This is a genomic window from Butyrivibrio proteoclasticus P6B7 (assembly GCF_000622085.1).
Classification (GTDB): domain Bacteria; phylum Bacillota; class Clostridia; order Lachnospirales; family Lachnospiraceae; genus Butyrivibrio; species Butyrivibrio proteoclasticus_A.
Map to the genome: position 1 here is coordinate 1 of NZ_JHWL01000005.1, position 24,936 is coordinate 24,936.

Annotated in this window: 22 protein-coding genes and 1 rRNA gene; 1 reads left to right on the forward strand and 22 read right to left on the reverse strand. The window is 41.8% G+C overall.

The annotated features are described in order from the left end of the window. The 11 genes from T541_RS0105870 to T541_RS0105920 form a co-directional block, all read right to left on the reverse strand. Nucleotides 1-208, reverse strand: a 16S ribosomal RNA gene (locus tag T541_RS0105870); the annotation flags it as partial. Nucleotides 209-501: 293 nt separating this feature from the next. Next, nucleotides 502-1,269 carry a DUF4097 family beta strand repeat-containing protein gene (locus T541_RS0105875; protein WP_026651814.1) on the reverse strand — a complete coding sequence of 256 codons (768 nt, stop codon included), beginning with the start codon at nucleotides 1,267-1,269 and terminating at the stop codon, nucleotides 502-504. 1 nt (nucleotide 1,270) lies between these two features. Further along, the gene (locus T541_RS0105880) at nucleotides 1,271-2,227 is read right to left on the reverse strand and encodes a permease prefix domain 1-containing protein (protein ID WP_026651815.1); all 957 of its coding nucleotides are present in this window, start codon (nucleotides 2,225-2,227) and stop codon (nucleotides 1,271-1,273) included. Between the two features lie 17 nt (nucleotides 2,228-2,244). Beyond that, a complete protein-coding gene (locus T541_RS0105885; protein WP_026651816.1) occupies nucleotides 2,245-2,586 on the reverse strand; it encodes a PadR family transcriptional regulator in 342 nt (113 codons plus the stop codon). A gap of 311 nt (nucleotides 2,587-2,897) precedes the next feature. Then, the gene (locus T541_RS0105890) at nucleotides 2,898-4,028 is read right to left on the reverse strand and encodes an aldo/keto reductase (RefSeq protein WP_081779870.1); all 1,131 of its coding nucleotides are present in this window, start codon (nucleotides 4,026-4,028) and stop codon (nucleotides 2,898-2,900) included. Nucleotides 4,029-4,137: 109 nt separating this feature from the next. Then, the gene (locus T541_RS0105895; RefSeq protein ID WP_026651819.1) at nucleotides 4,138-5,322 is read right to left on the reverse strand and encodes a Gfo/Idh/MocA family protein; all 1,185 of its coding nucleotides are present in this window, start codon (nucleotides 5,320-5,322) and stop codon (nucleotides 4,138-4,140) included. Between the two features lie 12 nt (nucleotides 5,323-5,334). Then, nucleotides 5,335-6,501, reverse strand: coding sequence for a Gfo/Idh/MocA family protein (locus T541_RS0105900; protein ID WP_026651820.1), 1,167 nt, complete (start codon nucleotides 6,499-6,501; stop codon nucleotides 5,335-5,337). Nucleotides 6,502-6,510: 9 nt separating this feature from the next. Continuing rightward, nucleotides 6,511-7,599: a Gfo/Idh/MocA family protein gene (locus tag T541_RS0105905; protein WP_026651821.1), complete on the reverse strand. Its 1,089-nt coding sequence runs from the start codon at nucleotides 7,597-7,599 to the stop codon at nucleotides 6,511-6,513. Nucleotides 7,600-7,658: 59 nt separating this feature from the next. After that, the gene (locus T541_RS0105910; RefSeq protein WP_034466270.1) at nucleotides 7,659-9,314 is read right to left on the reverse strand and encodes an extracellular solute-binding protein; all 1,656 of its coding nucleotides are present in this window, start codon (nucleotides 9,312-9,314) and stop codon (nucleotides 7,659-7,661) included. A 79-nt stretch (nucleotides 9,315-9,393) separates the two neighbouring features. Further along, entirely contained in the window at nucleotides 9,394-10,263 is an 870-nt protein-coding gene (locus T541_RS0105915; protein WP_026651823.1) for a carbohydrate ABC transporter permease, read from the reverse strand. 14 nt (nucleotides 10,264-10,277) lie between these two features. Next, the gene (locus tag T541_RS0105920) at nucleotides 10,278-11,213 is read right to left on the reverse strand and encodes an ABC transporter permease (protein WP_242840753.1); all 936 of its coding nucleotides are present in this window, start codon (nucleotides 11,211-11,213) and stop codon (nucleotides 10,278-10,280) included. Between the two features lie 288 nt (nucleotides 11,214-11,501). On the opposite strand from T541_RS0105920, the gene T541_RS0105925 reads away from it, so the two are divergent. Next, nucleotides 11,502-12,374 carry an AraC family transcriptional regulator gene (locus tag T541_RS0105925; protein WP_026651825.1) on the forward strand — a complete coding sequence of 291 codons (873 nt, stop codon included), beginning with the start codon at nucleotides 11,502-11,504 and terminating at the stop codon, nucleotides 12,372-12,374. A gap of 68 nt (nucleotides 12,375-12,442) precedes the next feature. On the opposite strand, the gene T541_RS0105930 is transcribed toward T541_RS0105925, so the two are convergent. The 11 genes from T541_RS0105930 to T541_RS0105980 form a co-directional block, all read right to left on the reverse strand. Beyond that, nucleotides 12,443-13,282: a DegV family protein gene (locus T541_RS0105930; protein WP_026651826.1), complete on the reverse strand. Its 840-nt coding sequence runs from the start codon at nucleotides 13,280-13,282 to the stop codon at nucleotides 12,443-12,445. Between the two features lie 17 nt (nucleotides 13,283-13,299). Next, a complete protein-coding gene (locus T541_RS0105935) occupies nucleotides 13,300-14,259 on the reverse strand; it encodes a hypothetical protein (protein ID WP_026651827.1) in 960 nt (319 codons plus the stop codon). Nucleotides 14,260-14,288: 29 nt separating this feature from the next. Continuing rightward, a complete protein-coding gene (locus T541_RS0105940) occupies nucleotides 14,289-15,809 on the reverse strand; it encodes a HAMP domain-containing sensor histidine kinase (protein WP_330375713.1) in 1,521 nt (506 codons plus the stop codon). Further along, nucleotides 15,790-16,473 carry a response regulator transcription factor gene (locus T541_RS0105945; RefSeq protein ID WP_026651829.1) on the reverse strand — a complete coding sequence of 228 codons (684 nt, stop codon included), beginning with the start codon at nucleotides 16,471-16,473 and terminating at the stop codon, nucleotides 15,790-15,792. Before T541_RS0105945 ends, T541_RS0105940 begins: the two co-directional genes overlap by 20 nt. A 4-nt stretch (nucleotides 16,474-16,477) precedes the next feature. Then, nucleotides 16,478-17,098 carry a hypothetical protein gene (locus tag T541_RS0105950; RefSeq protein WP_026651830.1) on the reverse strand — a complete coding sequence of 207 codons (621 nt, stop codon included), beginning with the start codon at nucleotides 17,096-17,098 and terminating at the stop codon, nucleotides 16,478-16,480. Beyond that, a complete protein-coding gene (gene glgX, locus T541_RS0105955) occupies nucleotides 17,088-19,277 on the reverse strand; it encodes a glycogen debranching protein GlgX (RefSeq protein WP_026651831.1) in 2,190 nt (729 codons plus the stop codon). The genes T541_RS0105950 and glgX overlap by 11 nt, the downstream gene beginning before the upstream one ends. Nucleotides 19,278-19,394: 117 nt before the next feature. Further along, complete coding sequence (locus tag T541_RS0105960; RefSeq protein ID WP_026651832.1) at nucleotides 19,395-20,807, reverse strand: oxaloacetate decarboxylase subunit alpha; 1,413 nt, start codon at nucleotides 20,805-20,807, stop codon at nucleotides 19,395-19,397. 45 nt (nucleotides 20,808-20,852) lie between these two features. Beyond that, on the reverse strand, nucleotides 20,853-21,995 hold the full coding sequence (locus T541_RS0105965; protein WP_026651834.1) for a sodium ion-translocating decarboxylase subunit beta: 1,143 nt from the start codon (nucleotides 21,993-21,995) through the stop codon (nucleotides 20,853-20,855). Between the two features lie 52 nt (nucleotides 21,996-22,047). Further along, nucleotides 22,048-22,407, reverse strand: coding sequence for a biotin/lipoyl-containing protein (locus T541_RS0105970; protein ID WP_026651835.1), 360 nt, complete (start codon nucleotides 22,405-22,407; stop codon nucleotides 22,048-22,050). Between the two features lie 48 nt (nucleotides 22,408-22,455). After that, complete coding sequence (locus T541_RS20590) at nucleotides 22,456-23,319, reverse strand: OadG family transporter subunit (RefSeq protein ID WP_051538118.1); 864 nt, start codon at nucleotides 23,317-23,319, stop codon at nucleotides 22,456-22,458. A gap of 17 nt (nucleotides 23,320-23,336) precedes the next feature. After that, a complete protein-coding gene (locus T541_RS0105980) occupies nucleotides 23,337-24,767 on the reverse strand; it encodes an acyl-CoA carboxylase subunit beta (RefSeq protein ID WP_026651836.1) in 1,431 nt (476 codons plus the stop codon). Nucleotides 24,768-24,936: the final 169 nt, after the last annotated feature.

Here is a 24,936-nt window from a genome sequence, read left to right on the forward strand (position 1 = left end):
GACTCTGTGCGCTTATGCGGTATTAACAGCCGTTTCCAACTGTTATCCCCCAGTATGAGGCAGGTTGCCCACGCGTTACTCACCCGTCCGCCACTAAGATTTAACAAGAATCCGCCGAAGCCTCATCAGCGTTAAATCTCCGTTCGACTTGCATGTGTTAGGCACGCCGCCAGCGTTCATCCTGAGCCAGGATCGAACTCTCACGTTAAAAAGTTTGATCTGACCAGAACTAAAGCTTGGCTTTTTGTTCTGTCCGTTATTTACTAATTTGTTCTGAATAAATTCTCTTGGAATTTTTCAGGGTTGCATTACTGTTTATTTGTCAATGTGCTAGGAGCCTAGAACTCGCTCCAGTACTGCGTTTGCGGTGTTTCGTGTCCGCATCAGCAACGAATATAAATATATCACTGAGGCATACTTGTGTCAACAACTATTTTCAATTTTTTTTATTTTTTTTAGAAATAAAATGGGAAAGCCCATTTTATGGGCTTTCCCATGGTGTTACCAATTCTTTCCGTTTACTGTGACCTTACCAAGATCGCAATCAATGTCTAAATCAGCATTTTCATTAGTAGTATTTACGTCTATATCTCCCAGGCTGCACTTTGCTTCAAGTGAATTAAGTACGCCGTCTACATCTATATCTCCTGCATCGGCCTTAATAGAGCCTGTGTCAAAGTTAGTCTTGTAAAGGGTAATATCTCCAAGATTTGCATCTACTTTAATCTTCTTTTCTACATTAGACTCTTCTATCTTAACTGCTCCAGCATCTGCCTCGATCTCGATATTCTCAGCACTTACTTTAGAGAGCTTGATATCACCAGCATCCATGTCTATCTTGACCTCTTTTCCTGCAATGCCAACAATATCCAAGTCTCCTGCATCAATATCGAATTTCATCTTGTCAAGCTCTGTTCCAGTTGGAATAGTAACTACAACCCTACATTCTTTGAGTTCTCCAAGGTTTCTGAATTTGACGGTTTTCTTTTGTTTGATCTTAAGTATAGAGTCATCAAGTGTAATCTCAGGTTTGAATTTATCAGGACCGTTATAGACTACTGTTAATGAATCGCCGTACTGAACATCAAGATCTATAGCATCCACATCAACTTCTATCTTGCTGACAGTTCCCTCAAGGTTCACGGTCTCGCTGGCGTCCTTTGATAATATGTCAAAAAAGAATCCAAAGTGATACATTGATGCTCCAACAATGATTGCCAAAGTGACAATCCAAATAATAATCAAATATCTTTTACTCCACTTATCCATTTCAATCCTCCTTAACAAGTGCCACTTTTAAAATCTTATGTACGATGGCTGCGATTATCCATATAAGCCAGGTGCTACCCCAGTTCATGGTCACAAAGCTAACAATAAGGTAGATGCATGTAATTGTTGACCAATATACTGACATGAATACTTCTGCAGTTCTTGAGATGTACTTGGCATCAAGTTCCTTGCCATAAGTGCCACTTATTGTTGTTGCATCGTTGAGATTAAGAATTGTGTTGTAGCCATTCTTGATCTTGGCGCTATATATTATTAGAAATAATCCAATACCTACCATTACAAATAAGCAAACCGGAGCCATTTTATTATCAAAGACTGCTGCTGGAAGCCATGATACTACACAGAGGATGATTCCTATGGTCTGCATCATTGCAAGTGCATACTTGCTGTCGTTCTTTTTATCTTTAACGTATTCTGCTGTAGACATGTCTATCTGGCATAGCTCTTTTTGCAGATATCTAAAGTCGTTACCGATAATTCCACTAAAGATGAAGAGGCCGATAGCTACTGCTATAGATATGAACATTCCAAGTATTCCGTAGCTCTCTCTCATGGCAAACTCATCTGCAATTATAGGAAAGATAACTGATATTACGCAGAGGAAAACGCCTGCGCCGATCATGATGCCTCTGAGCTTACGGCCATCAAGATAGTCCTGAACCTCTGAAAGCTCTACGAATCTTCTTGGTCTCTCAACTTCGCGGACATGTACTTCCTCAACCTCTTTAACAAGTCCAAGGTCCTCAGCCAGCTCATCCAGGTTACCAAATTCTGAAATAACTGTACCAACTGCCTCGTTCTCGCTAACTCCGTCAGCTATCATTTCGTTATACTTATCTTCCATCATTGAAAACAGTTCAGCCTTTGCCTTCATAACCTCTGGGGTGTTAGGCATATTTGCAAACATAGCTTCAAGATAGTTTTTTATTGTTTCCATATTTTTTCTCCCATTTATCACTTTTTCTCAATAAAGCGTTCAATAACTTCCTTAGTAAGAACCCATTCATCACATTTGCTGTTGTAGAATTCTCTTCCTGCATCGGTGACTCTGTAGTAGGTTCGTTTCTTACCATTACCTTCTGGATCCTTATCAGCTACAAATGATTCTATGTACCCATTCTTCTCCATCCTGGTAAAAGCGGAATAAAGAGTGGTTTCCTTGATAATGTATTTATCATCGGAAATCCTTCGGATCTGCTTGGATATCTCGTATCCATAGGACGGTTCCTTAATGAGAATACTGAGAATCATCGTATCGTTGTAGCCACGGATTACGTCACTACTGATCTCGACCATATTTCCCTCCTCATTTATTTAACTATGTCTGTCGTACTACGTTAGATGTACTACGTCTGGCAAAGTACTTCATCTGATGAAGTAAATATACTACGACAGACGTAGGATGTCAACAATATTTTTTTACATTTTTTCGTTTTTCTTCAAATGACCTATTCATGGGCATTTGCACTGGTAAAAGAACTATTTTGCCCAATAAAAAAACATGCAGGAATATACGTTCCTACATGTTTTTATCTATTCCAATATTCAATTATTCAGAATGCTAACTCTATACTGGGGCTTACAAACTGTACTTATCCCCGGTACGATCATCCTTCAAACTCGGCAGCTACTTCCTTAAGAAGGCTTCTGATCTCAAGGTGCTGAGGACATACATTCTCGCAGCCTCCACAGCCAATGCATTCGCTGGCCTTACCGTTAGGAGCCGCAGCATGAATATCGCTATAGTACATTGCCTGATTCCAGTCATTGAAGATACGCTTCATGTTAAGGCACGCAAACACCTCAGGAATCTTGATGTTCATTGGACAGTGGTTCTCTTCAACGCAGTAGTGACATGCGGTACAAGGAATCATATCAAGGCCCTTATAAACAGCTGTAACTCTGGCAATAGCTGCCTTCTCTACATCTGTAAGAGGCTTAAAGTCCTTCATATAAGAAACGTTGTCCTTCATCTGAGCCATATCGCTCATTCCAGAAAGAACTATGCGGATTCCGTCAAAGCTAGCTGCGAATCTGATAGCATAGCTTGCATTGGAAAGGCCTGAATTAAGGTCATCAAGAATCTTCTGCGCGTCGTCAGGAAGTTTAATAAGGGTTCCACCCTTTACAGGCTCCATGACGATAACAGGCTTGTTATGCTTTCTGCATACTTCATATACCTTGCGGCTTTGAACAGATGCATCTTCAAAGTCCAGGTAGTTAAACTGGATCTGAACAATCTCTATCTGAGGATATGTGGTAAGGATGTTATCAAGAACCTCCGCCTTATCGTGGAAAGACAAGCCCACGTGTCTTATCTTGCCTTCCTCTTTAAGCTTAAATGCGGTCTCATAGGCTCTGCACTTTTTGAATTTCTCAAAGTTAGTTGCATTCTGAGCATGCATAAGATAGAAGTCAAAATAGTCTACTCCGCATGCATCAAGCTGGCTCTGGAAGAAGGGTCTGATGTCCTCTTCCTTGTTAAAGTATGGCTCAGTGAGCTTATCTGTCAAAAGATATGCTTCTCTTGGATATCTGCTGGTGAGCGCCACCTTAATAGCTTTCTCAGACTTGCCATCAATATATCCATGGGCTGTGTCAAAGTAGTTAAAGCCATTTTCAAGGAAGTAATCTGTCATCTCCTTGAACTGCTCAATATCCACCTCAGTTCCCTTCATGGGAAGTCTCATACAGCCAAAGCCGAAAAAGGTCTTTATCTCTGGGAATGAATTGTCCATCGCTTGCCCTCCGAACATAAATTATCAAATTAATTTCCTACCTTAGACAATTCTAACATAGTGGAAGCTATGAGATATACACGATTTTTGTTCTGTTTTGCCTAATTTTTTACCATCTGACCTGCCATCTGTCGCTATACTCTCCAGCGGCTTCAGATGGGATATCTACGCTGTTTTTGGCATTTCCCTTTTCCTTTTCTTCCTGTCTCTTTGCTTCTAGAAGTTCGTTAAATCTGGTCTCATCAAAGGGGATATCCACAAAGGATCCGGTCCAGGCTGAAAGGTACGCAGCGTTACTGATACTTAAGCTCTTGATACCATCCAGGCCTGGAGCTATAAGCTCTTTTCCATTCTCGATATGTTCCGTAAAATTGCGGATGATCAGGATATGTCCATCTACCTGTTCCTGAATATTCACGGTTATCTGGGTGACCTTTTCCTTGGGCATGGATTTAGTTGAGTTATAGCAGATATCTCTTTCATCCTTATCCAGTAAAAAGAGCTTAAGAACGCCATTTTCTGCTACTGCCTTGCCCATAGTTCCACTGATCTCAAGTCTGTTGGTGCCAGGATATTCACCGGTGGATGTTATAAAGGTGGCTGTGGCTTTATTTGGATATTCTGCATAGATAGTGGCATCATCCTCAACGTAGACATCATGGAACTGCCCCTCGTGGCAAAAAGCCATGACTTTAGTTGGCATACCCATTATCCACTGCCAGATATCCAGGTTATGGGGGCACTGGTTAAGTAAAACGCCCCCTCCTTCTCCATTCCAGCTGGCTCTCCAGGAGGATGACTCATAGTAAGCCTGAGTCCTGTACCAGTTGTTAATGATCCAGTTGAATCTCTTTATTTCACCAAGAAGTCCTAGTTCCACATAGTATTTGAGAGCGCCAAAGAGGGCGTCGGTTCTTTGATTGAACATGATGCCAAAGGCTTTGCCGCTTTCCATGGCAACACGGTTCATCTCCTTTACGGATTTAGTGTCCACGCCTGCAGGTTTCTCAATAAGTACGTGAAGGTTTTCTTTGAAAGCTCTTTTAGCAATGTCAGGATGGGAATAGTGGGGTGTTGCGATGATGACTGCATCCACAAGGCCTGATGTAAGTAGGCTTTCGTAGTCTTCGAACACTGCAGTGCCCGCGCCAAATTCGTTTTGTGCCCAGGTACGTCTGTCTATATTTGTATCTGAAACAGCCGTAAGAGTGGCACTATCAATTTTCCCCTCATAAAGAGCCTTTGCATGGGCGCTTCCCATGTTCCCTATTCCAATTATGCCGTATCTAACCATGTTAACCTCTGATCAATAGTTTCCAACTGTGATTTTTTCCTCTGTAAAGTTTTCAACAAAGGATTTCTTTTCATAGAAGTGGATGGCGTTATTTACGATTCCGCCAGTCTTATAGTACTTGGAGTCTTCTGTAATAGGTAAAGAAATAGTTCTTTTCTCAAAGCCTGCTACGTAGATTGCTGTTATTAGTTCGATAGTTCTTTTACCATCTTCTCCGGTTATAAGTGGTCTGGTGCCACTTTCGATGGCGGAGAGGTAGTTGTCTATCTCGCCGGTGTGAGCTTCGTACTTAAGGTCCGGTATGTTGTCGTAGTAGTCATTAAGCTTCTTAAGAAGCTCCTGATTGTGACTGTCAGTAGGAAAGCCGTTGTCCATTCCAACTTCTGCCTTGGCGTTCCAGGGCATGGAGATCTTAGCGTCGGCGCACTGGAGGGTTATGCCCTGCTCTTCGCCGTGGCTGACTACAGATGAAAGGATCTCTGCGATGGAGCCATCCTCATATTTAACGCAGGCCAGGGACAGGTCCTCAACTTCAGCGTTGTCGTGCATAACGTTGGTAAGGACTGCTGTGGCTTCCACAGGGCTCTTACCCTCGATCCAGTTAAGCATGTCAATGTGATGAACTGCATGGTTAAGGGTTGGGCCGCCGCCCTCCTTTTCCCAGGTTCCTCTCCACCAAAGGTCGTAGTAGCAGTGTGCACGCCACCACTGGGAGTCGACTCTGGCAAGGCAAATTTTACCGGCAAGTCCTGAATCAGCAATCTTCTTAAGCTTGTAGACGCCGTTTCTGAATCTGTTCTGGGCAATAACTCCAAGGGTTACGTTATTTCTTTTCTCTGCTTCCAGCATCTGATCGCATTCTTCTACGCTGGCTGCCATGGGTTTTTCCACAAGGACGTTCTTGCCTTTATTCATACAATCGATGCTGATGGAGGCATGGACATAGGGAGGTGTGCATACGTGCACCACGTCAAAGTCCACATCTGAATCAAGCATTTCGGTGTGACTCTTAAATATCTTTACATCGCTCCCAAGATCATACTTATCCCTGATTTTCTCGGCTTTTTCCGGATAAATGTCGCAAAGAGCTACTATCTTGCACCTGTCCTTGAATTCCAGAAGACCATTTATATGCATATTGGAAATATTGCCGGTTCCAACTATTGCTACTTTAATCATGTGTTTTCCTCACTTATTGAATCCGATCGTCTTAGCGGCAAGCTCAGCCTTTACGCAGAGCTCAGCGGCTTTAAAGGCATGGTCCTGAGTCATGGCGTTTTCTGTTCTGTTAATGCAGTCAAGGATCAGCTGACCAAAGAATGGGTATCCTACCTTTCCAGCCACCTCAAAGTGCTGCTCGCCAGCTTTGTTAACCAGGAATACGTGATCAGTTGTACCATCGCCTGTTCCGATGTTTACGTACTTTCTGATCTCGATATAGCCTTCTGTTCCAAGGATTATGGTCCTTCCATCTCCCCAGGTTGAAAGGCCATCTGGAGTGAACCAGTCCACTCTAAAGTGCTGTGATGTGCCATTATCGCCTACAATTATGGCATCGCCAAAGTCCTCAAGCTCAGGATATTCAGGATGTCCAAAGTTTCCAACTTCGCTATAGGCAACCTGAGCATCCTTAACATTGCAGTAAAAAAGAAACTGCTCTATCTGATGGGATCCTATGTCGCAAAGGATTCCTCCATATTTTTCTTTTTCAAAGAACCAGTCGGGACGTCCCTTAGGATTTCCAACCCGGTGTGGTCCAAAGCCGTCAACATGGATTGGAGTTCCGATCGCTCCCTCTTCCACTAATTGTCCTGCAAATACTGCGGATTCTACATGGATTCTTTCACTGTAGTAGACCATGTATTTCTTTCCGGTTTTTTTAACTGTCTCTTTTGCCCTTTCAAGCTGATCCAAAGTTGTAAGAGGAGCCTTGTCTGTGAAGTAGTCCTTTCCATGCTCCATTACTCGTATTCCCAGATCGCATCTTTTCCAGGTCTCTGCTGCTCCGCAGACCAGCTTAACCTCCGGGTCGTTTAAGATTGTGTCCTCAGAGTCAGCTATCTGTACTCCAGGATAGGCCTTCTGAAAGGCTTCAGCTTTTTTAACATCTCTGTCGTATACCCACTTAAGTGTTGCACCTGCTTCCACCAGTCCGTTGCACATTCCGTATATATGGCCATGGTCTAAGGCTATGGCTGCTATAACAAATTCCCCTTCGTTAACGACCTTGGCTGGTTTCCCTTTTGGTGCGTAGTTCATACCATCTTTCTTGTCCATATTTGTCCCCATTTAGAAATATGGGAAACAGATGAACTGTTTCCCATATTATTAGTAGTTTAGTTTACTCCGTAATAAGCTTCTCTTTCCTCAATGATTGTATCGATTCCAATACTCTTAAGCTCTTCCATGTATTCGTTGTACATGCTGTCGAACTCTTCTGGTGCGCAGGTGATCATCTTAACCTGATAATCATCCTTTGCAATGTTAAGGTCTGTAATAAGATCTGATGTAGAAGGTGATGTGTATGAGGAGTCGTGGTTAAGTGTTCCTGCAAGAGCGTATTCATAGTTCTGAATTACGTAATCCTCATATCCAGGAGCTTCCTTAGATGTGCACTTGTTGAAGTCATCTACTGTCTCGAAGTAACCCTGGTTACCTACGATAAAGAGGTCAGTTCTGATCCAGTCCTTATCCTGTGCGTTGTACTCAGCATCCTTAACTACAGGAACGCCATCAACCATATCATAGTGCTCGCCTTCGAAGCCGTGGTAAAGAACGAAACCACCTTCCTGTGTGCACATCCAGTCAAGATATGTCATACAAGCTTCTACTGTCTCTTCATCAGCTGTCTTAGGGCAGAATGCAATAAGTCCGCCTGCGCCATATGCTGCAGAATAAACCTGTCCGTCGTTAACGTTTGCAAACTGAGGGATTGAAACGAAGTCTGCATCTGGAACGTTCTCTTTAAGTGTCTTTAAGAGTGAACCACGAAGAACGTCAACGTTACCGTTTACACTGTACTCACAGAATCCAAGGTTACCAGTAACGATCTGGCTCTTGAAGTCATCTTCTGCAAGGTTGTAGTATTCCTGATGAAGAATACCAGCGTTGTACAACTTGTTAAGGAACTGGTAGTAATCATACATACCTGGATCATAGTAATCCTGGATAACATCCTCACCACCGCCGCTTACTGCAAACTTAGCAGGATCGCCAGCAAGCTTTGAGAATACCTGCTTGAGGTTCCAGCCGTTCCAGATAATGGCACCGGAAACACCTGTAAGTCCATCTGGGTTCTCATGAACCATCTTATCAAGACAGTTAAAGAGCTCATCTGGGTTTGTAGGAATATCAAGGCCAAGCTTATCAAGCCAGTCCTTTCTGATGAAGAAGTTACTCTTTGCTGTGGTAGCTCTTTTAGCTACGATTCCGTAGAGTTCTCCGCCTTCATTTCTTCCGATGTTCATAACTTCTTCGCCAAGGTACTGCTTCATGTTAAGTGCCTGATCAGCACCATCGATGAATTCTGAAAGATCCCAGGTACCGCCCTGGTTGTAATAATCCTCTGCATAAGCATAGGTATAAGTAAGAGTAAGGTCAGGAGCTGTCTGAGATGCAACCATAGCCTGCATCTTGGTAACCTCATCCCATCTTGGAACTGGAACGAATTCAACTGTGATACCAACCTTGTTCATCTGCTCGTTAACGTACTCTGTCCACTTATTCTCTGTGATTGTTGAGCCGTCAGGAGCGTTACTTCTGTCGAAAAGCTCGACTGTGATAGTAACGTTATCAAACTGCTTGGAACCATAGGTTGTCTGATACTTACTTGCTGCCTGCTCTGTGGAGCCACCGTTATCAGTGGATGTCTGTGTCTGACCAGTTGAATCTCCCCCGCTAGATTCAGGCTGTGATGCTGTCTTGGTGCATCCAAATAACATGGATGATGCAAGCACAAATGCCATTGAAGTAGCCAATACTCTGTTTTTCATAATTTTCCCTTTCTTTTTATAATTTTGATGCCTGTAAGTGCGCGCCTACTTACACGGCAAATAGTTACCCCCAAAATAATTAACCCTTAACTGAACCGATCATGACTCCCTTAACGAAATATCTCTGAAGCCATGGATAAATAATAAGAATAGGAATGGTGGACACTGCCACTGTAGCCATCTTAAGAGACTGGCTCATTACCTGTGTTCCAATACCCTCTGCATTGGCATTGGAGTTGTTAAGCTCTTCGCCGAAGAGAAGGCTTCGAAGTCTAAGCTGAAGTGTGTAAAGCTCTGGCTTCTGGATATAAATGAGAGCATCAAAGTATGTGTTCCAATAGCTAACAGCGTAGAAAAGACCCATTGTAGCTATGATCGGTACTGATAATGGAAGAATGATCTTGTTAAGGACCTTCATGTAGGAAGCTCCATCAATTCTTGCTGCTTCTTCCAAGCTCTCAGGTATGTTCTTGAAAAACGTCCTCATAACAATGAAGTTAAATACGTTAATTGATTGAGGAACAAAAAGTGCAAAGGCTGTATCAAACAGTCCTAAGTTCTTTACTGTGAGGAATGTAGGAATCATTCCACCACTGAAGTACATTGTAAAAAGAATAAACGCTGTAAAGAATGATTTGCCTGGCAGATCCTTTCTTGAAAGAGCGAAGGCAGCCAATATTGTAAGCACAAGGCTAAGGGCTGTACCTGCCACGGTGATGAACACTGTGTTCTTCATGGCCATCCAGATCTGGGTCTTACCAAGGATCTGCCTGTAAGCATCCACGTTAAAATCTATTGGATAGAAAGTAACTCTTCCTGAAAGAACTGCATTATAACCACTGACTGAGTAAGCAAGCACGTTTAGGAAAGGATATAAACATATGAAAGCCAGTATCGCCAGCAGTATGTCATTTACAATAAGTCCTGGTGTAATCTTTTTTGATCTCATCCTGTCTGTCCTCCTTAAATAATTCCGTCTTCGCCAATGGCTTTTGCAAATTTATCAGCGACAAACAAAATGATGATATTGATTACAGACTGGAAAAGACCTATGGCAGTTGAATCACTGTACTTAGCCTTTTCAATACCAATTCTGTAGGTATAGGTACTGATAACCTCAGAGACTTCCATGACTTTCTTGTTACCAAGAAGAAGTGGTGCGTCCAGGCCGATGGACATCATCTTGGAAATCTGAAGGATCAGCATTGTAACAATAACTGATTTAATTGATGGAAGTGTGATGTAGATAAGTCTCTGGAACTGGGTTGCTCCGTCAAGGTAAGCAGCCTCGTACATAGTCTCATCAACGCCTGTAAGAGCAGCCAAATAGATGATTGTTCCCCAACCGATCTCCTTCCATACGTTACATACTACGTAAGTAAAGATCCACCATCCGTTATTACTCATAAATGGAATTGGTGATCCTCCCACATTCTCAATGGCTCTGTTGATACTTCCATTTGTCATGGAGAACAGGTTAGTTGCGATTCCTGCTACTACTACCCATGAAATGAAATGTGGAAGATAAAGAACTGACTGTGTCAGTTTTTTGAAATGCTTGTTTCTTACTTCGTTGAGCATAAGTGACACGATGATGGTAAGCGGAAAGCTCACAAACAAAGTGGCAAAGTTAAGCACCAAAGTATTTCTGATCGCATTCCAGAAGTTTTTACTTTTAAAGATTTTGGAAAAAACATCGAAACCGCACCATGGACTTGCTGTAATCCCCTTAAATACGTTATAGTCCTTAAACGCGATTGTGATACCGTACATTGGTATATATTTAAAGAGTACGTAGTAGGTGATTACAGGTACCAGCATTAAATATATCCATTTGTAGTTCCAGATTTTCCCCAGAGTTTTAGAAAAGCTTTTTGAATTCCCCAATTCGTTTCTCACGATGCACCTCCCCGTTGATGTAAATATAACACTAATGCCATAGCGATTCTTACACCTGTGCGCATATAAACTTTGCGCAAAATGATTTTTTGTATGACAAAAGTACGTGAAATTATTAACTTTCAGTGAAATTATTGCGTGATTTACTCATTTAAAATCAAATAATTGTCGTTTTGTGCAAAGTAAACATATTGTATATGCACAGTTATTGCTTTATGCTATATTCAGGTAGTTTGTATTTGCTATTGTAGATACATCAAGGCCTGTTGGGGGCAAGAGGGGAGCCACATGACAAAAAGAACTTGTGCTAAGAAATTCATGGCTGTAAATGGGGATCTTATCTGTGAGGTCAAGACGATTGATGCGCCATTTGATACCACAGATGATATGCATAACCATTTTTGCCATGAGATACTGATAGTATTGGACGGGGAGCTTAATCTGTATACCGAGTACTCAGGAAGAGTTTTAAAAAGAGGTGATATAGGCTTTATTCCGCAGTACGTATTCCACACTGCCGACATTCTCACACCTGGCAGATACGACAGAATAGTCATCAATGTTAATGATGAGCTATTAAAGAAGGCTTCTACCAACAAGATGAAGCTCAGAACATGCTTTGAGCCTTACGAAGACAATGACACCTCTCTTCATACAACCCATCTTGATGAAGAAGAGCTGGATGAAATCAAACTTTACTGTCAGGAGCTTCAAAAGAATATCATCCATCCTACCAGTGGCTCTGATATCTTAAAGGACGCATATCTTAAGCTGATCATGGTAAAGATCACAAATCACTTCAAGGATAATCCCAACATGGCTTATCCTGAGATGCTGCCTGATATAGTCAGTAAGACCTTTGAATACATAGACAAGCATCTTACAGAAGAGATCACTCTTTCAGACCTTGAAAAGGCTATTCATCACAACGGAACCTACATTTCGCGCTGTGTTAAGAAGTTTTCAGGCCTTTCCATTCAACAATACATTATTGCAAAAAAGATAGCCCTGGCCTGTAAGCTACTTAAGGAGGGTCTTTCCCCAAGCGATGTGTGCTTTATGGCTGGCTTTAACAACTACTCCAACTTTTCCAGAACCTTTTCAAAGCATGTTGGACAATCTCCAAAGCAGCTTCAGATGGCAAGCAGAAGTATAAAATAAAAAGATCCCGCATTCTTCCAGTTGGAAAAATGCGGGTTTATTATTATCCCAATATTATTATTCCATGATTACTCTACAAAAAGAACTCCAAGTGTTCCAGGTCCGCAATGTGAAGAAACAACGCTTCCTGCTCTGGTTTCAAGTATCTCATCAAATACATGGAGACTTTCAAGATATTCTCTAACCTGATTAACAATCTCTTTATCACAGCCTGAATGAGTTATAAATACTCTTTTTCTATCTGCCTTCTTAAGGGAATCCTCCATGTCTTTTACGTAGTCCATAATATATTTCTTAGGAAGTCCTCTATATTTCTTTTCCGCAGACATGGCTCCGTCTGATACTGCTATCCTTGGGTGAAGCTTAAGAGCTGTTCCAAACAAGGCTGCAACTGATGAGCATCTGCCTCCTCTGTGGAGATAAACAAGGGTATCAATCACAAAGCTGGCTCTTACCCTGCTTCGCATATTAAGGATTTCTTTTTCTATATCAGAAGCGCTCTTACCCTCGTTTGCAAGCTCAGCTGCTCTAAGGACCATAAGGCCAATTCCTGTTGAAAGATTCATGGAGTCGATAATATGGCACTTATCTGAGATATCCAGAGAATCTGCTGCTAATCTACAGTTGTTAAAGCAGGCTGACATAGAAGATGAGATGGTGAAAACAATGAACTCATCTCCTGGATATTTCTTATAAATGTTAGATATATCTTCAATGCTTGGAGCTGCTGTCTTAGGTGTCTCTTCATTCTTATCAGACCAGTCGTAAATGTCCTTAGGAGTTATATTTACTCCATCTAAAAATTCCTCTTCCCCAAGTCTTACATAAAGTGGCAGAATTACAATATTGTACTTAGTAACAAGTTCATGTGAAAGGTCGCATGTGCTGTCTGAAATAATGTGTACCATATCCCCCTCCAATGTATTTATTTAAGATTAACTGTCTGCTCCTTGCCATTCATTGTGACAGTCATCTCTATAGTCTTTATAGATGTTGCAGTGTCTTCATCAATCTGCATAAGAAGCACAAGGCTTTCGTGGGCTTTGGAATCCACCGATCCCAAATAGGTTGAAAGGTCATTAGGAAGAACTGTAACCGATGTATATCCAAGCTTCTTGCCGTTTACAGAAACCTGGAAGGTCAGTCCCTTACTGTACATATTGACCTGCTGTGCTGATGAAGCTGCATTATAGAGGTCAAAACGAAGCACTAATAGCTTTCTGCCCTTATCCGCATTTATAACATAGCTCTTTGAGCTCTCAGGATAATGGCTGGAAATTGAGTATCCATCGTAGGATATAAAGATATTACTCTGAAGCTCCTGTGAATCATCTGAGGTTACAGTAACGGCAGAGCTACTAGAACCTGAGTCCTTGCTGCTGTTACTGGTATTGTTCTCCTCCGTCTCTGAAGTCTCTTCGCTTCCGGTAGTATCCTTGGTATTTGCCTCCATAGTGGAAGATTCATCCTCTGAATCCTTAGATGTAGCCTGGGTCGCTTCATCTTCTATATTACCACTATTATCAAGAGATGACTCATCTACTGCTGATTCATCTTCTCTTTCTTGTTCAGCCTGCTGCTCCTCTTCAAGGCGCTGTTCCTCTTCCATGGCTGCATTCTGCTTTTCCTGCAGCTCTTTAAGATTGGCCTCTCTGATGGCTTCACGCTCAGCTTTTCTTTCTCTTTCTTTTTCCACCGCCTCAGGATCAACGTACACCAGTCTCTCCTGTTCGTTGTTGGAATGCTTCATGAGAATTCCAGCAGCGTACTCGATGGTCTGGTTGTACTCTTCCTCAGTAAGATCTGGTAAAGAGCTGCCACAGGCGCTGCATACAAGTGTCGTTCCAATTACAATTGAAGCTACTAAATACTTTTTTCCCCTCATAAGATTGTCCTCTTTTAGGATACAAACTACTATTTAGTCTCCAGTTCGAAATAAAACTCAACTCCATTATCGAAATTCTTGACGCCGTACTTCTGATGCATACCTTCCATAATAGCCTTAACGATAGAAAGGCCTACGCCACTTCCACCGTATTCTCTGGTCCTAGCCTTATCAACCTTGTAGAACTTCTCCCAGATATGGGAAATGCTTTCCTCAGGGATAGGCTTACCTGTATTAAAAACTGAGATCCTTGCACGGTTCTCAAGTCTTGTAACCTTGATCTCTATTATTCTCTCACCATCGATGTGGTTAAGGGCGTTACTGTAGTAGTTCTGAAGGACCTCTTCAATCTTGAACTCATCGCCCCATACATAGATGGATCTAGAATCATCGAATTTAACCACTACATCCTTCTGCTTAGCCAAAAGCTCTGCAGATTTGATGTAGTTCTTTATCATTTCTACTATGTCAAAACGATCCATATTGGAAGAATCGTTGCCAAATTCAAGCTGATTAAGTGTCAGAAGCTTCTTAACCATGATGTTCATCTTAGATGCTTCATCCATAATTACTTCACAGTAAAACTCTTTATTATCTTCGTCGTCTATAATGCCCTCTTTAAGGCCCTCTGCGTAGCCCTGAATAAGAGCGATAGGTGTCTTAAGCTCGTGGGATACGTTGGATAAGAATTCCTTACGTATCTCGTCTATATGCTCCTTCTTCTCAATATCCTGCATGAGAGCAAGGTTGGCAGTCTTAAGCTCCTTGATGGTGGACTCCAGAGTCTCAGACAGATCGTTCATGTTTTCACCAAGAACGTCGATCTCAGTCCTTCTCTCTGTCTCCCTGGTATACTTGGCTTCAAAGTTGAGCTTTTTCATCTCATCTGAAACCAGATATAGCTGTTTGATAGGGTCGGTAATTCTTTTACAAATGTAAAGGATAATAACAGAACCCACTGAAACCGCTATGATACCAACATAAATCATAAAGGTATTGGAAATAGTAACGTTATCTCTGATACTTTCCATTGTAGCACGAAGAAGTACCAGGTTACCGTTTCCAACAATTCCCCACATATCAAGATATCTTCTGCCTGTAGTCTTTTCTATATCAAGCTGAAGAGTATATGTCTCACCCTTTTCAAGGATTGTACGGGGCTCCATGATATTACCGCTTGTGGGACTAATCATATTCTCCCACAGAATCTTACCAAGAAGCTCCGAGTTACTTGATGAGGATCTGACGGTCTTAGAATCCGCATCAAGAATTATCATCTCGATATTATATCGCTCACAGATGTGAGAAATCTCATTACCAAATTCTTCTGATGTTACGTCACCATTGGCTATTGCGGCCTCAATGCTCTGATAGGCAGCCAGGATAACCTCTCTCTTATTCTGAACATAGAAGTCTTCCATGAAAAAGAGATTGACCATAAAGCAGAATATAAAGGTTCCCGCCATGGTGATGATGAACAAAAGGCTGATATCAACTCGTATAGAATGTGTCTTATTTGATTTGCCGAATTTATTTTCCGAGTTCTTCAAACTTATACCCCATTCCCCAGATGGTCTTGATCATATCACCTTTCTCGCCAAGCTTACCACGAAGCTTTTTAACATGGGTATCGATGGTACGTGCATCTCCGAAATAATCGTAGTTCCATACGTTATTAAGGATTTTTTCTCTAGAAAGAGCTACTCCCTTATTCTCAAAGAAGAACGATAATAACTCAAACTCCTTGTAGCTAAGCTCTATCTCTTTTCCATCAACCATTACACTATGTGCAACCTTGTTAACGGTAATTCCTCCAACTTCCATTACCTGATTGTTGGCAGCCATGGTTGTTCTTCTAAGAATAGCTGAAACTCTGGCTGCAAGGATCTTAGGGCTAAATGGCTTGGAAATGTATTCATCTACACCAAGCTCAAAGCCAAGAAGCTCATCTCTTTCCTCTGCCTTTGCTGTAAGCATAATGATCGGTACCTTGGATTCTCTTCGAATCTCTCTGCATACCTCCCAGCCATCCTTCTTAGGCATCATAATATCTAATATAATAAGGGCTATGTCTGGATCCTCGTAAAACATATCCAGAGCCTTTTCACCATCCTCTGCTTCGAGAACAACATAGTCATCCTTGATTAAAAAGTCTTTGACAAGCTTACGCATTCTGCTCTCGTCATCAACTACTAATATTTTCAGATTTTCCATTATGTCACTCCTCCTGGTTACTTATGTCTGTATCCTCATAATAACTTGAAGTGTCAGTTATGCCAAGCTTTTTTTCAGCTTCTCTGACTGCTTTTTCCCGTGCTTTAAGGTCTTCATCCCAGGAAGCATACCTATTTGTGACATTTTTCTTATAATTTATTATATTATCGTTCTCACTGGTGAATGCTACCACGAACATTCCTATCACTAACAGGAACAAAACTATATTAAGAATAAAAGAAAAGATCTTGGGAAAATCAGTCTTTTCTTTTTCTTCTACATGTTTAATTCTCTGCTTAACAGTGAGATTCTCCATGGCAGAATGTCTTACCATTGGAATAGAAATAGGTATGGGAATAAGGTCATCTTCAGTAAAGCCACTTTCCAACAAGTGCTCCCTCATGTAGGCCAGATACATCCAGCCAATGGGGGTCTTAAAGATCTTGTTTTCAATAGCCTTATCGTAGACAGCCTTTATTTCTTTGGGACGAACAGCCTTTGCCCTTGCCTTTAAGAGATTGATCTTGGAAAGGTCCATCTGGGCCTTTTGGGCATCACCCTCTGTCAGAAACTCGAACCCGCCAACTATGAAATTATCCACTTCTTTCTTATCATCAGCCGCCATATTCTGCTCCATACGATGCAATGAATACGCTCACACTTCGTGCTTTTAAGGTCTTATTTCTCCATGTAAGAGGCTTTGGTCTATTATAGAAGTATTTGCCGGTCTCATCTCCTGTATCAACACAAAGAGCCCAATAAGCGCCCTCTGGTGGATTAGGAAGCGTGATCTGTATATCTTCCCAGAATACGTTAATGGCAAGATAAACAATATCGTCGTGGCCCTTCTGCTTAACAAATCCTGCATATCTGACGCAGATAACCCTTGAATCCGTTGTAATATTGCCGTTGTCCGGATTCTCAGTATGAACTGAAATAAATGGCAGGCCGCAGCTTGCAGGCTTTAGGTCTTTTCTTATAGCAGGATGCTTTCTTCTAAAGTGAATAACACTCTTATAGAAGTCAAAGAAAGCCTTATTCTTCTCAAGGTATGTCCAGTCAAGCCAGGAAATCTCATTGTCCTGACAGTAGGCGTTATTATTGCCAAACTGAGTGTTGCCAAACTCATCCCCAGCGTAGATCATAGGCGTTCCGCGGGAACACATAAGCACAGTTATGGCATTGCGCATCATCCTGAATCTAAGGTCATTGATATAAACATCAGAAGTCTCACCTTCTACGCCGCAGTTCCAGCTCCTGTTATCGTTGGCTCCATCAGTATTATTCCAGCCGTTGGCTTCGTTGTGCTTGTCATTGTATGCGTACATGTCATACAAGGTAAAGCCATCGTGACAGTTAATGAAGTTAACTGAAGACTCATAGCCAAGGTAAGAACCGCCATACATATCCATAGATCCGGTAATTCTACGAACCGCATCAGGAGCAGCCCAAATATCGCCCTTAAGGAAGGACCTGATGTCATCTCTATACTTACCATTCCACTCAGCCCATCTCTTCCAGGCAGGGAAATTACCAACCTGATACATTCCGCCTGCGTCCCAAGCCTCCGCAATAAGCTTGATATTACCAAGAAGCGGATCATAGGCAAGTCTCTGGATAAGAGGAGGTCTTTCCATAGGAGAACCATCCTGATCTCTTCCAAGAATACTTGCAAGATCAAATCTAAATCCGTCTACTCTATACTCTTCAACCCAGTATCTAAGGCAGTTAACTATGAATTCCTGAACCATAGGATGATTACAGTTCATAGTATTGCCGCAGCCACTGAAGTTGTAATACTGACCATGAGGAGTTAAAAGATAATAGATATTATTATCAAGTCCCTTAAAGGAGACAAATGGTCCATTCTCGTTACCTTCTGCTGTATGGTTAAATACAACATCAAGAATGACCTCAATTCCATTGTCCTTGAGGATCTTGATCATGTTCTTAAGCTCTACACCCTCTTTGTTGTACTCTGACTGGGAGGCATAGCTTGTATTAGGGGCAAAAAAGCTAATGGTGTTATAGCCCCAGTAATCCAGAAGGGTCTTTCCACCTACTTCTCTTTTATCCCTGGTCTCATCAAACTCAAATATAGGCATCAGCTCGACTGCTGTGATACCAAGTTTTTTAAGGTGCTCAACCTTTTCAAGGATTCCCTCAAAGGTTCCTCTGCACTTAACACCAGAAGTAGGGCTCATAGTAAAGCCCCTTACATGCATTTCATAAATGATAGAATCGCACATTGGTGTATTAAGTGAGGTTGTGTCATTCCACTCAAAGTTATCTCTTACAACTCTGGCTCTGTAGGCACCCTCTTTATTAGGGCTCTGGCCCCAGATACGTTGTCCGGATACTGCCTTTGCATATGGATCCAAAAGAAGGTGGTTTTTATCAAATAAAAGACCATTCTCAGGCTCCCATTTGCCGTCTGCTCTATAACAGTACTCCAGATTCTCAATATCCAGACCAAATACTATCATTGAATAGACCTTTCCTATCCTGTAGGAATCAGGAAATGGTATCTCTGTGAATGGCTTCTTTTCACCTCTTTTAAAAAGACATAGTGTTATCTGCGTAGCTCCATTTGAGTACACAGTAAAATTAACGCCGTCATTAAGGTTAGTGGCGCCGTTTGCATAGTAAAAACCAGGTCGAATTCGATAGCCTCCAACTTCGTCAAGGGCAAGTAAAGTTCTATTCTTGAACTCGTTTTTTCGAAGCTCTCGAACCTGCCTGTTGCCGATATCAACCGGTTTTCGATTAAATTGATCTGACCTATGTCTTCTATACTCATTCATACTATAATTTTATCACATTAATGATAAAATTTTTATGAATTTGCGGTAAAATAGAGGCCTTCAAATATAAAAAAAGACTTAGATGCAAAGCGCATCTAAGTCTTTAAAATAGCTATATTATACTGGATAAGCTCCGTTCTTAGTATCTGCTGCAGATACATCAACTGATGTCTGCTGAGCTAAACGATACTTGAAGAAGTCTGTAGCAACCTGTGGGAACAATGCATAGGAAAGAGTATCCTCATCCTGCTGCTTCCACTGAGCAACTTCCTTCTCGAACTTATCAAGGCCAGGAGCAAGCTTATCAGCTGGTCTGCAGGTGATAACTTCTCTGTCGCCAATGATCTTCTTCTGAACTTCTGGGTTGAAAGGCTTAATTGTCTTACCATACTCACCAGCAAGAAGGTCCTTAGTCTGGTCAGTAGCAACCTTATATCTCTCACCCATAAGTACGTTCATAACAGCCTGTGTACCAACGATCTGTGAAGAAGGTGTTACAAGAGGTGGCTCACCGAAGTCCTTACGAACCTGTGGGATCTCCTCAAGCACTGTATCGTACTTATCGCTTGCGTTCTGCTCTTTAAGCTGTGAAACCATGTTAGAAAGCATACCGCCAGGAACCTGATACATAAGAGTCTTGATGTTAACACCAAGAACCTTAGGATCCATAAGTCCGCTAGCAAGGCACTCTTCTCTGTATGGTCTGAAATGATCAGCAATCTTAGCAAGAAGCTTCTGATCAAGACCTGTCTCGAAAGGCTGTCCCTTGAATGCTTCTACCATAACCTCTGTAGCAGGCTGTGATGTACCAAGTGCGAATGGAGAAATAGCACAGTCGATGATATCAACACCAGCCTCAGCTGCCTTCATGTATGTCATGCTTGCAACACCAGATGTATAGTGTGTATGAAGGTCGATAGGAAGTGATGTAGCGCTCTTAAGAGCCTTAACAAGCTTCTCTGCCTCGTAAGGAAGAAGAAGTCCTGCCATATCCTTGATACAGATTGAATCTGCACCCATGTTCTCAATATCCTTAGCGATGTTCATCCAATAATCCATTGTATATGCATCACCAAGTGTGTAAGCAAGAGCGATCTGAGCATGTCCGCCTTCCTTCTTACAAGCCTTAACTGAAGCTTCAAGGTTACGAAGGTCGTTAAGACAGTCGAAGATACGGATAATATCAATACCGTTTGCGATTGACTTCTGTACGAAATACTCTACAACATCATCTGGATAGTGCTTGTATCCAAGAATGTTCTGTCCACGAAGGAGCATCTGAAGCTTTGTGTTCTTAAAGCCATCACGAAGCTTACGAAGTCTCTCCCATGGATCTTCCTTAAGGAATCTCATGCAGGAATCAAATGTAGCACCACCCCAGCACTCTACTGCGTTATATCCAACCTTATCCATTGTATCAATGATTGGTAACATAACTTCGGTAGGCATTCTAGTAGCGATAAGTGACTGATGTGCATCACGAAGTACAGTTTCATTGATACGAACTGGTTTTTTCTGTAAATCTGCCATATCTATTATTTCCTTTCTATGATTTAAATAGATTAAATTTCTAAATTAAACTCCAAATACCGCCATGAATGTACCAGCAACAACGGCTGTACCGATAACGCCGGCAACGTTAGGTCCCATAGCATGCATCAAAAGGAAGTTGGAAGGATCATACTCTGCACCAACCTTCTGTGAAACACGGGCAGCCATAGGCACGGCAGATACACCAGCTGAACCGATAAGAGGATTGATCTTGCCCTTTGTAATGAAGCAAAGGAGTTTACCAAGAAGACATCCTGCAGCTGTACCAAACATGAATGCAACAAGTCCCATACCTACGATGATAAGTGTTGTCCAGTTAAGGAAAGCCTCAGCACTTGTTGTAGCACCAACAGATGTACCAAGAAGGATAACTACGATGTACATAAGTGCGTTAGAAGCTGTCTCCTGAAGCTGACGAACAACTCCAGACTCTCTAAAGAGGTTACCAAGCATCAGCATACCGATAAGAGGAGCTGTTGTAGGAAGGATCATACTTACAACGATAGTAACGATAACTGGGAAAAGAATCTTCTCAAGCTTAGAAACTTCTCTAAGCTGCTGCATTCTGATCTTACGCTCTCTATCAGTTGTAAGGAGCTTCATGATAGGTGGCTGAATCATAGGAACAAGAGCCATGTAGGAATAAGCTGCAACGGCAATAGGTCCTAAGATTGAAGTCTGATGAAGCTTAGATGCCAGGAAAATAGATGTAGGGCCATCAGCTCCACCGATGATTGAAACTGCAGCTGCCTGCTGGTCATTGAATCCGAAGAAAATAGCCATGAAGTAAGCTGCAAAAATACCAAACTGAGCACCAGCTCCCATAAGGAAGCTGATTGGGTTAGCAATAAGGGGACCGAAGTCTGTCATAGCTCCTACACCCAGGAAGATAAGTGATGGCAGGATTGCCCACTCATCAAGGATATAGAAGTAATGAAGAAGTCCACCTGCGGCGTCGCCTACAGGGCTAGCCATAATATCTGGATAAATATTTACCAGAAGCATACCAAATGAAATTGGTACCAAAAGTAAAGGTTCAAATCCCTTTGCAATAGCAAGATACAAGAACGCAAGTGCAACTACAACCATGATGTAATTGCCAAGTGTCATTGTAGTGAATGCTGTTTGTGACCAGAGATTTGATAATGTATTAACTATGTAATCCATTCTTCATCCTCATTTCTGTTTTAATCAAAACTTAGATTGTTATCTCCGATCATTAGTTAAGAGATGCAAGAACTGCACCAGCTTCAACTGCATCACCAGCAGCAACATCGATGCTTGCAACTGTTCCATCTTCTGGAGCAACCATAGGGATCTCCATCTTCATAGACTCAAGAGTGATAACTGTGTCACCCTTCTTAACAGCCTGTCCAACAGATGCGTTAAGCTTAAGAACCTTACCAGCTGCACCAGCTGTGATCTTGATAGAGCCTGCGCCAGCACTTGCCTTCTTAGCAGGAGCTGCTGGAGCCTTAGCAACAGGAGCTGAAGCTACAGGAGCTACTCCTGAACCAGCGCCTTCTTCTACAGTTACATCATATACGTTTCCGTTAACGGTTATTGTATAGTTCTTCATTGTTTCTCCTTTCATAGAGCACTGTCTTCTCCGTGCTCGATGCCATTTTTATTTTTTCCAATTTGTGTTTACTTTTCTAATAGATCTTACACGGAATCCATCAGTGCCTGCGCTTCCCTCATAAGCTGCAATTGCTGCTGCAATAACTGCTACAAGCTCAGCGTCAGATGAAAGGTCTTCCTTCTCTTCAATCTGGCTAATGGTGTTGTCCATAGCTGTCTTAGCAAGTTCCTGATCATTAACCTTCTTTTTCTTCTTAGCACCAAAAAGAAGTGGGAAGAGAGAAATAATAAGTGAAATAAGGATCAGGATAGTGAATGCCATTCCCATACCAAGGAGTGTGTTAAGTCCGGCATTGCCAAGCTTCTCACCCTTGGAAAGGTTAACAGTAACACCGATATCTGTAGGATTCTTCTCGTTGTCCATATAGATGACCATAAGAGCTGAATGCTTAGTACCCTGAAGAGTACCCTCAATTACCAGCTGACCATCCTTATTAACATAATAAGTAACATCATCTACTGAGATATCCTCTGCAAATGAGCTCTCAGAGTTAAATCCTATATCCTTAAGTGCCTTATACCAGCTAGTATAGCCGGATTTATTAACTTCATAATATTCGTCGTTAACAGTTACCGCCTTGTTTAACGCATCCTCTGATTCTTCTACATCTACTGCAAGTACATCGTAGAGCTTATCCTGGAAATTATCAGGTGTAACTCCTGCTAAATACCATGTCTCAAAGTTTGTATTCTCAACAGCATCAACGTAAGCGTTGATCCACTCTGATGTGAATACCTCTGATGTATACTTGCTGCCCTCTACTGTGTTGTACTTAGTAGTATCAGCGCATGCAGTAAGTGAAAGAAGACTGGTAACCATAACGCCCAAAACTAACAGTTTATGTTTCATTTTGAGTGCTCCCTTCATTAAACTGTGCCATGTTTCTTGGCAGGACGTTCATCTCTCTTTGTGAAAAGCATCTCGAATGCGCCGATAACATACTTTCTTGTATCAGCAGGTTCGATGATCTCATCTACATAGCCTCTTGCAGCTGCGCTCTTAACGTTGTTCTGAAGCTCAGCATAATCCTTAGCAGCCTTAGAAACTGTCTCAGGATCCTTGCCATCGCACATGATCTTAGCAGCAAGATTAGCATCCATTGTTCCAATCTGAGCATCTGGCCAGCTAATTGTTACATCAGCGCCAATTGCCTTAGAATTCATGATTACATAAGCACTACCAAATGCCTTGCCTGTAATAAGGTTAACCTTAGGAACTGTAGCATTTGCAAGAGCAAATACAAGTCTTCCAGCTGCCTTAGCTACATGTCTCTCATCGCACTTAGATGAGCCAAAGCCTGTTGCATTTGTAAGTGTAAGAACAGGAAGATCAAAAGCGTCGCAGAAGTTAACGAAAGAAGCTGCCTTCTCACATGCATGAGCTGAAAGCTTATCGCCAAACTTCTCAACTTCCTTACCATTTTCATCAAAAACAGCTGTACGATTTGCAACAAATCCTACAGTAGCGCCGTTTAATCTGATAAATCCTGTTACCATATCCTTAGCGTAATCTCTCTTTGTCTCGAAGAATACGCCGTTATCTGAAATCTGTCCTGCGATAATTGAAGGATCAGCTACAGCACCATCAAGATTCTCGCATGCTCTGTTAAGATCATCTGCGCACTCCTGATATGAATCGCCGTCCTCATTGTTAGAAGGAAGAAGAGAAACAAGTTCTCTAATCTGAGTATAGATAGAAGCCTCATCAGCTACCACGTCAACAGTGCCAACTTCCTGGCTCTGCCACTTAGCGCATGATGTATCGCACTTCTCTTTATAGTTACCCTCAAGGGCATTAGGTGAATTAACAAAAAGCTTAGCCTTCTCAGACTCCATGAATGTAAAGTCAGTAATTGAAGGAATCAAAGCAAGTCCACCACCACATGCACCAAAAATAGCTGTGATCTGTGGTACAACTCCGGAAGCCTCCACCTGCTTAAGATAAATTTCGCCAAATGCATTAAGAGCATCTGTTGCTTCCTGAAGACGAAGTCCAGCTGAATCGATAAGACCGATTACAGGTGAGCCTGTCTTGATTGCCAGTTCATACAGGCGAACGATCTTCTTGGCATGCATTTCACCAATAGATCCGCCAAGAACTGACGCATCCTGGCTATAAACGTAAACCAGATTACCGTCAATAACACCATAGCCGGTTACTACACCGTCTGAAGGTGTTTCTTCCTGTTTCAGATTGAAATCTGTGTTTCTGGCTGTCACAAGAGCACCAATTTCAACGAAACTGTTTTCATCGAGCAAAGCATTGATTCTTTGACTCGCTTGTGAAGAACTACTCATTTGTTTAACCTCCGAGAATTTTTTTAAACTATATGATATTCTGAAAATTGTAAAAGTTTCCTTACTATTCCGAATATCACATAAATCCGCAACATAAGTCATGTTATAGTATACCATAAATGCAGACAAAAAAAAGGGAGAATGCTAAAAATTCAGCATTCTCACCATT

Coding starts and splice junctions, on each gene's coding strand:
- T541_RS0105915 (WP_026651823.1), bottom strand. CDS start 10,263: ATGAGATCAAAAAAGATTACACCAGGACTTATTGTAAATGACATACTG.
- T541_RS0105885 (WP_026651816.1), bottom strand. CDS start 2,586: ATGGTCGAGATCAGTAGTGACGTAATCCGTGGCTACAACGATACGATG.
- T541_RS0105895 (WP_026651819.1), bottom strand. CDS start 5,322: ATGGTTAGATACGGCATAATTGGAATAGGGAACATGGGAAGCGCCCAT.
- T541_RS0105980 (WP_026651836.1), bottom strand. CDS start 24,767: ATGAGTAGTTCTTCACAAGCGAGTCAAAGAATCAATGCTTTGCTCGAT.
- T541_RS0105965 (WP_026651834.1), bottom strand. CDS start 21,995: ATGGATTACATAGTTAATACATTATCAAATCTCTGGTCACAAACAGCA.
- T541_RS0105935 (WP_026651827.1), bottom strand. CDS start 14,259: ATGAGGGGAAAAAAGTATTTAGTAGCTTCAATTGTAATTGGAACGACA.
- glgX (WP_026651831.1), bottom strand. CDS start 19,277: ATGAATGAGTATAGAAGACATAGGTCAGATCAATTTAATCGAAAACCG.
- T541_RS0105875 (WP_026651814.1), bottom strand. CDS start 1,269: ATGGATAAGTGGAGTAAAAGATATTTGATTATTATTTGGATTGTCACT.
- T541_RS0105910 (WP_034466270.1), bottom strand. CDS start 9,314: ATGAAAAACAGAGTATTGGCTACTTCAATGGCATTTGTGCTTGCATCA.
- T541_RS0105905 (WP_026651821.1), bottom strand. CDS start 7,599: ATGGACAAGAAAGATGGTATGAACTACGCACCAAAAGGGAAACCAGCC.
- T541_RS0105900 (WP_026651820.1), bottom strand. CDS start 6,501: ATGATTAAAGTAGCAATAGTTGGAACCGGCAATATTTCCAATATGCAT.
- T541_RS0105930 (WP_026651826.1), bottom strand. CDS start 13,282: ATGGTACACATTATTTCAGACAGCACATGCGACCTTTCACATGAACTT.
- T541_RS0105945 (WP_026651829.1), bottom strand. CDS start 16,473: ATGGAAAATCTGAAAATATTAGTAGTTGATGACGAGAGCAGAATGCGT.
- T541_RS0105960 (WP_026651832.1), bottom strand. CDS start 20,807: ATGGCAGATTTACAGAAAAAACCAGTTCGTATCAATGAAACTGTACTT.
- T541_RS0105970 (WP_026651835.1), bottom strand. CDS start 22,407: ATGAAGAACTATACAATAACCGTTAACGGAAACGTATATGATGTAACT.
- T541_RS20590 (WP_051538118.1), bottom strand. CDS start 23,319: ATGAAACATAAACTGTTAGTTTTGGGCGTTATGGTTACCAGTCTTCTT.
- T541_RS0105950 (WP_026651830.1), bottom strand. CDS start 17,098: ATGGCGGCTGATGATAAGAAAGAAGTGGATAATTTCATAGTTGGCGGG.
- T541_RS0105890 (WP_081779870.1), bottom strand. CDS start 4,028: ATGGACAATTCATTCCCAGAGATAAAGACCTTTTTCGGCTTTGGCTGT.
- T541_RS0105925 (WP_026651825.1), top strand. CDS start 11,502: ATGACAAAAAGAACTTGTGCTAAGAAATTCATGGCTGTAAATGGGGAT.
- T541_RS0105880 (WP_026651815.1), bottom strand. CDS start 2,227: ATGGAAACAATAAAAAACTATCTTGAAGCTATGTTTGCAAATATGCCT.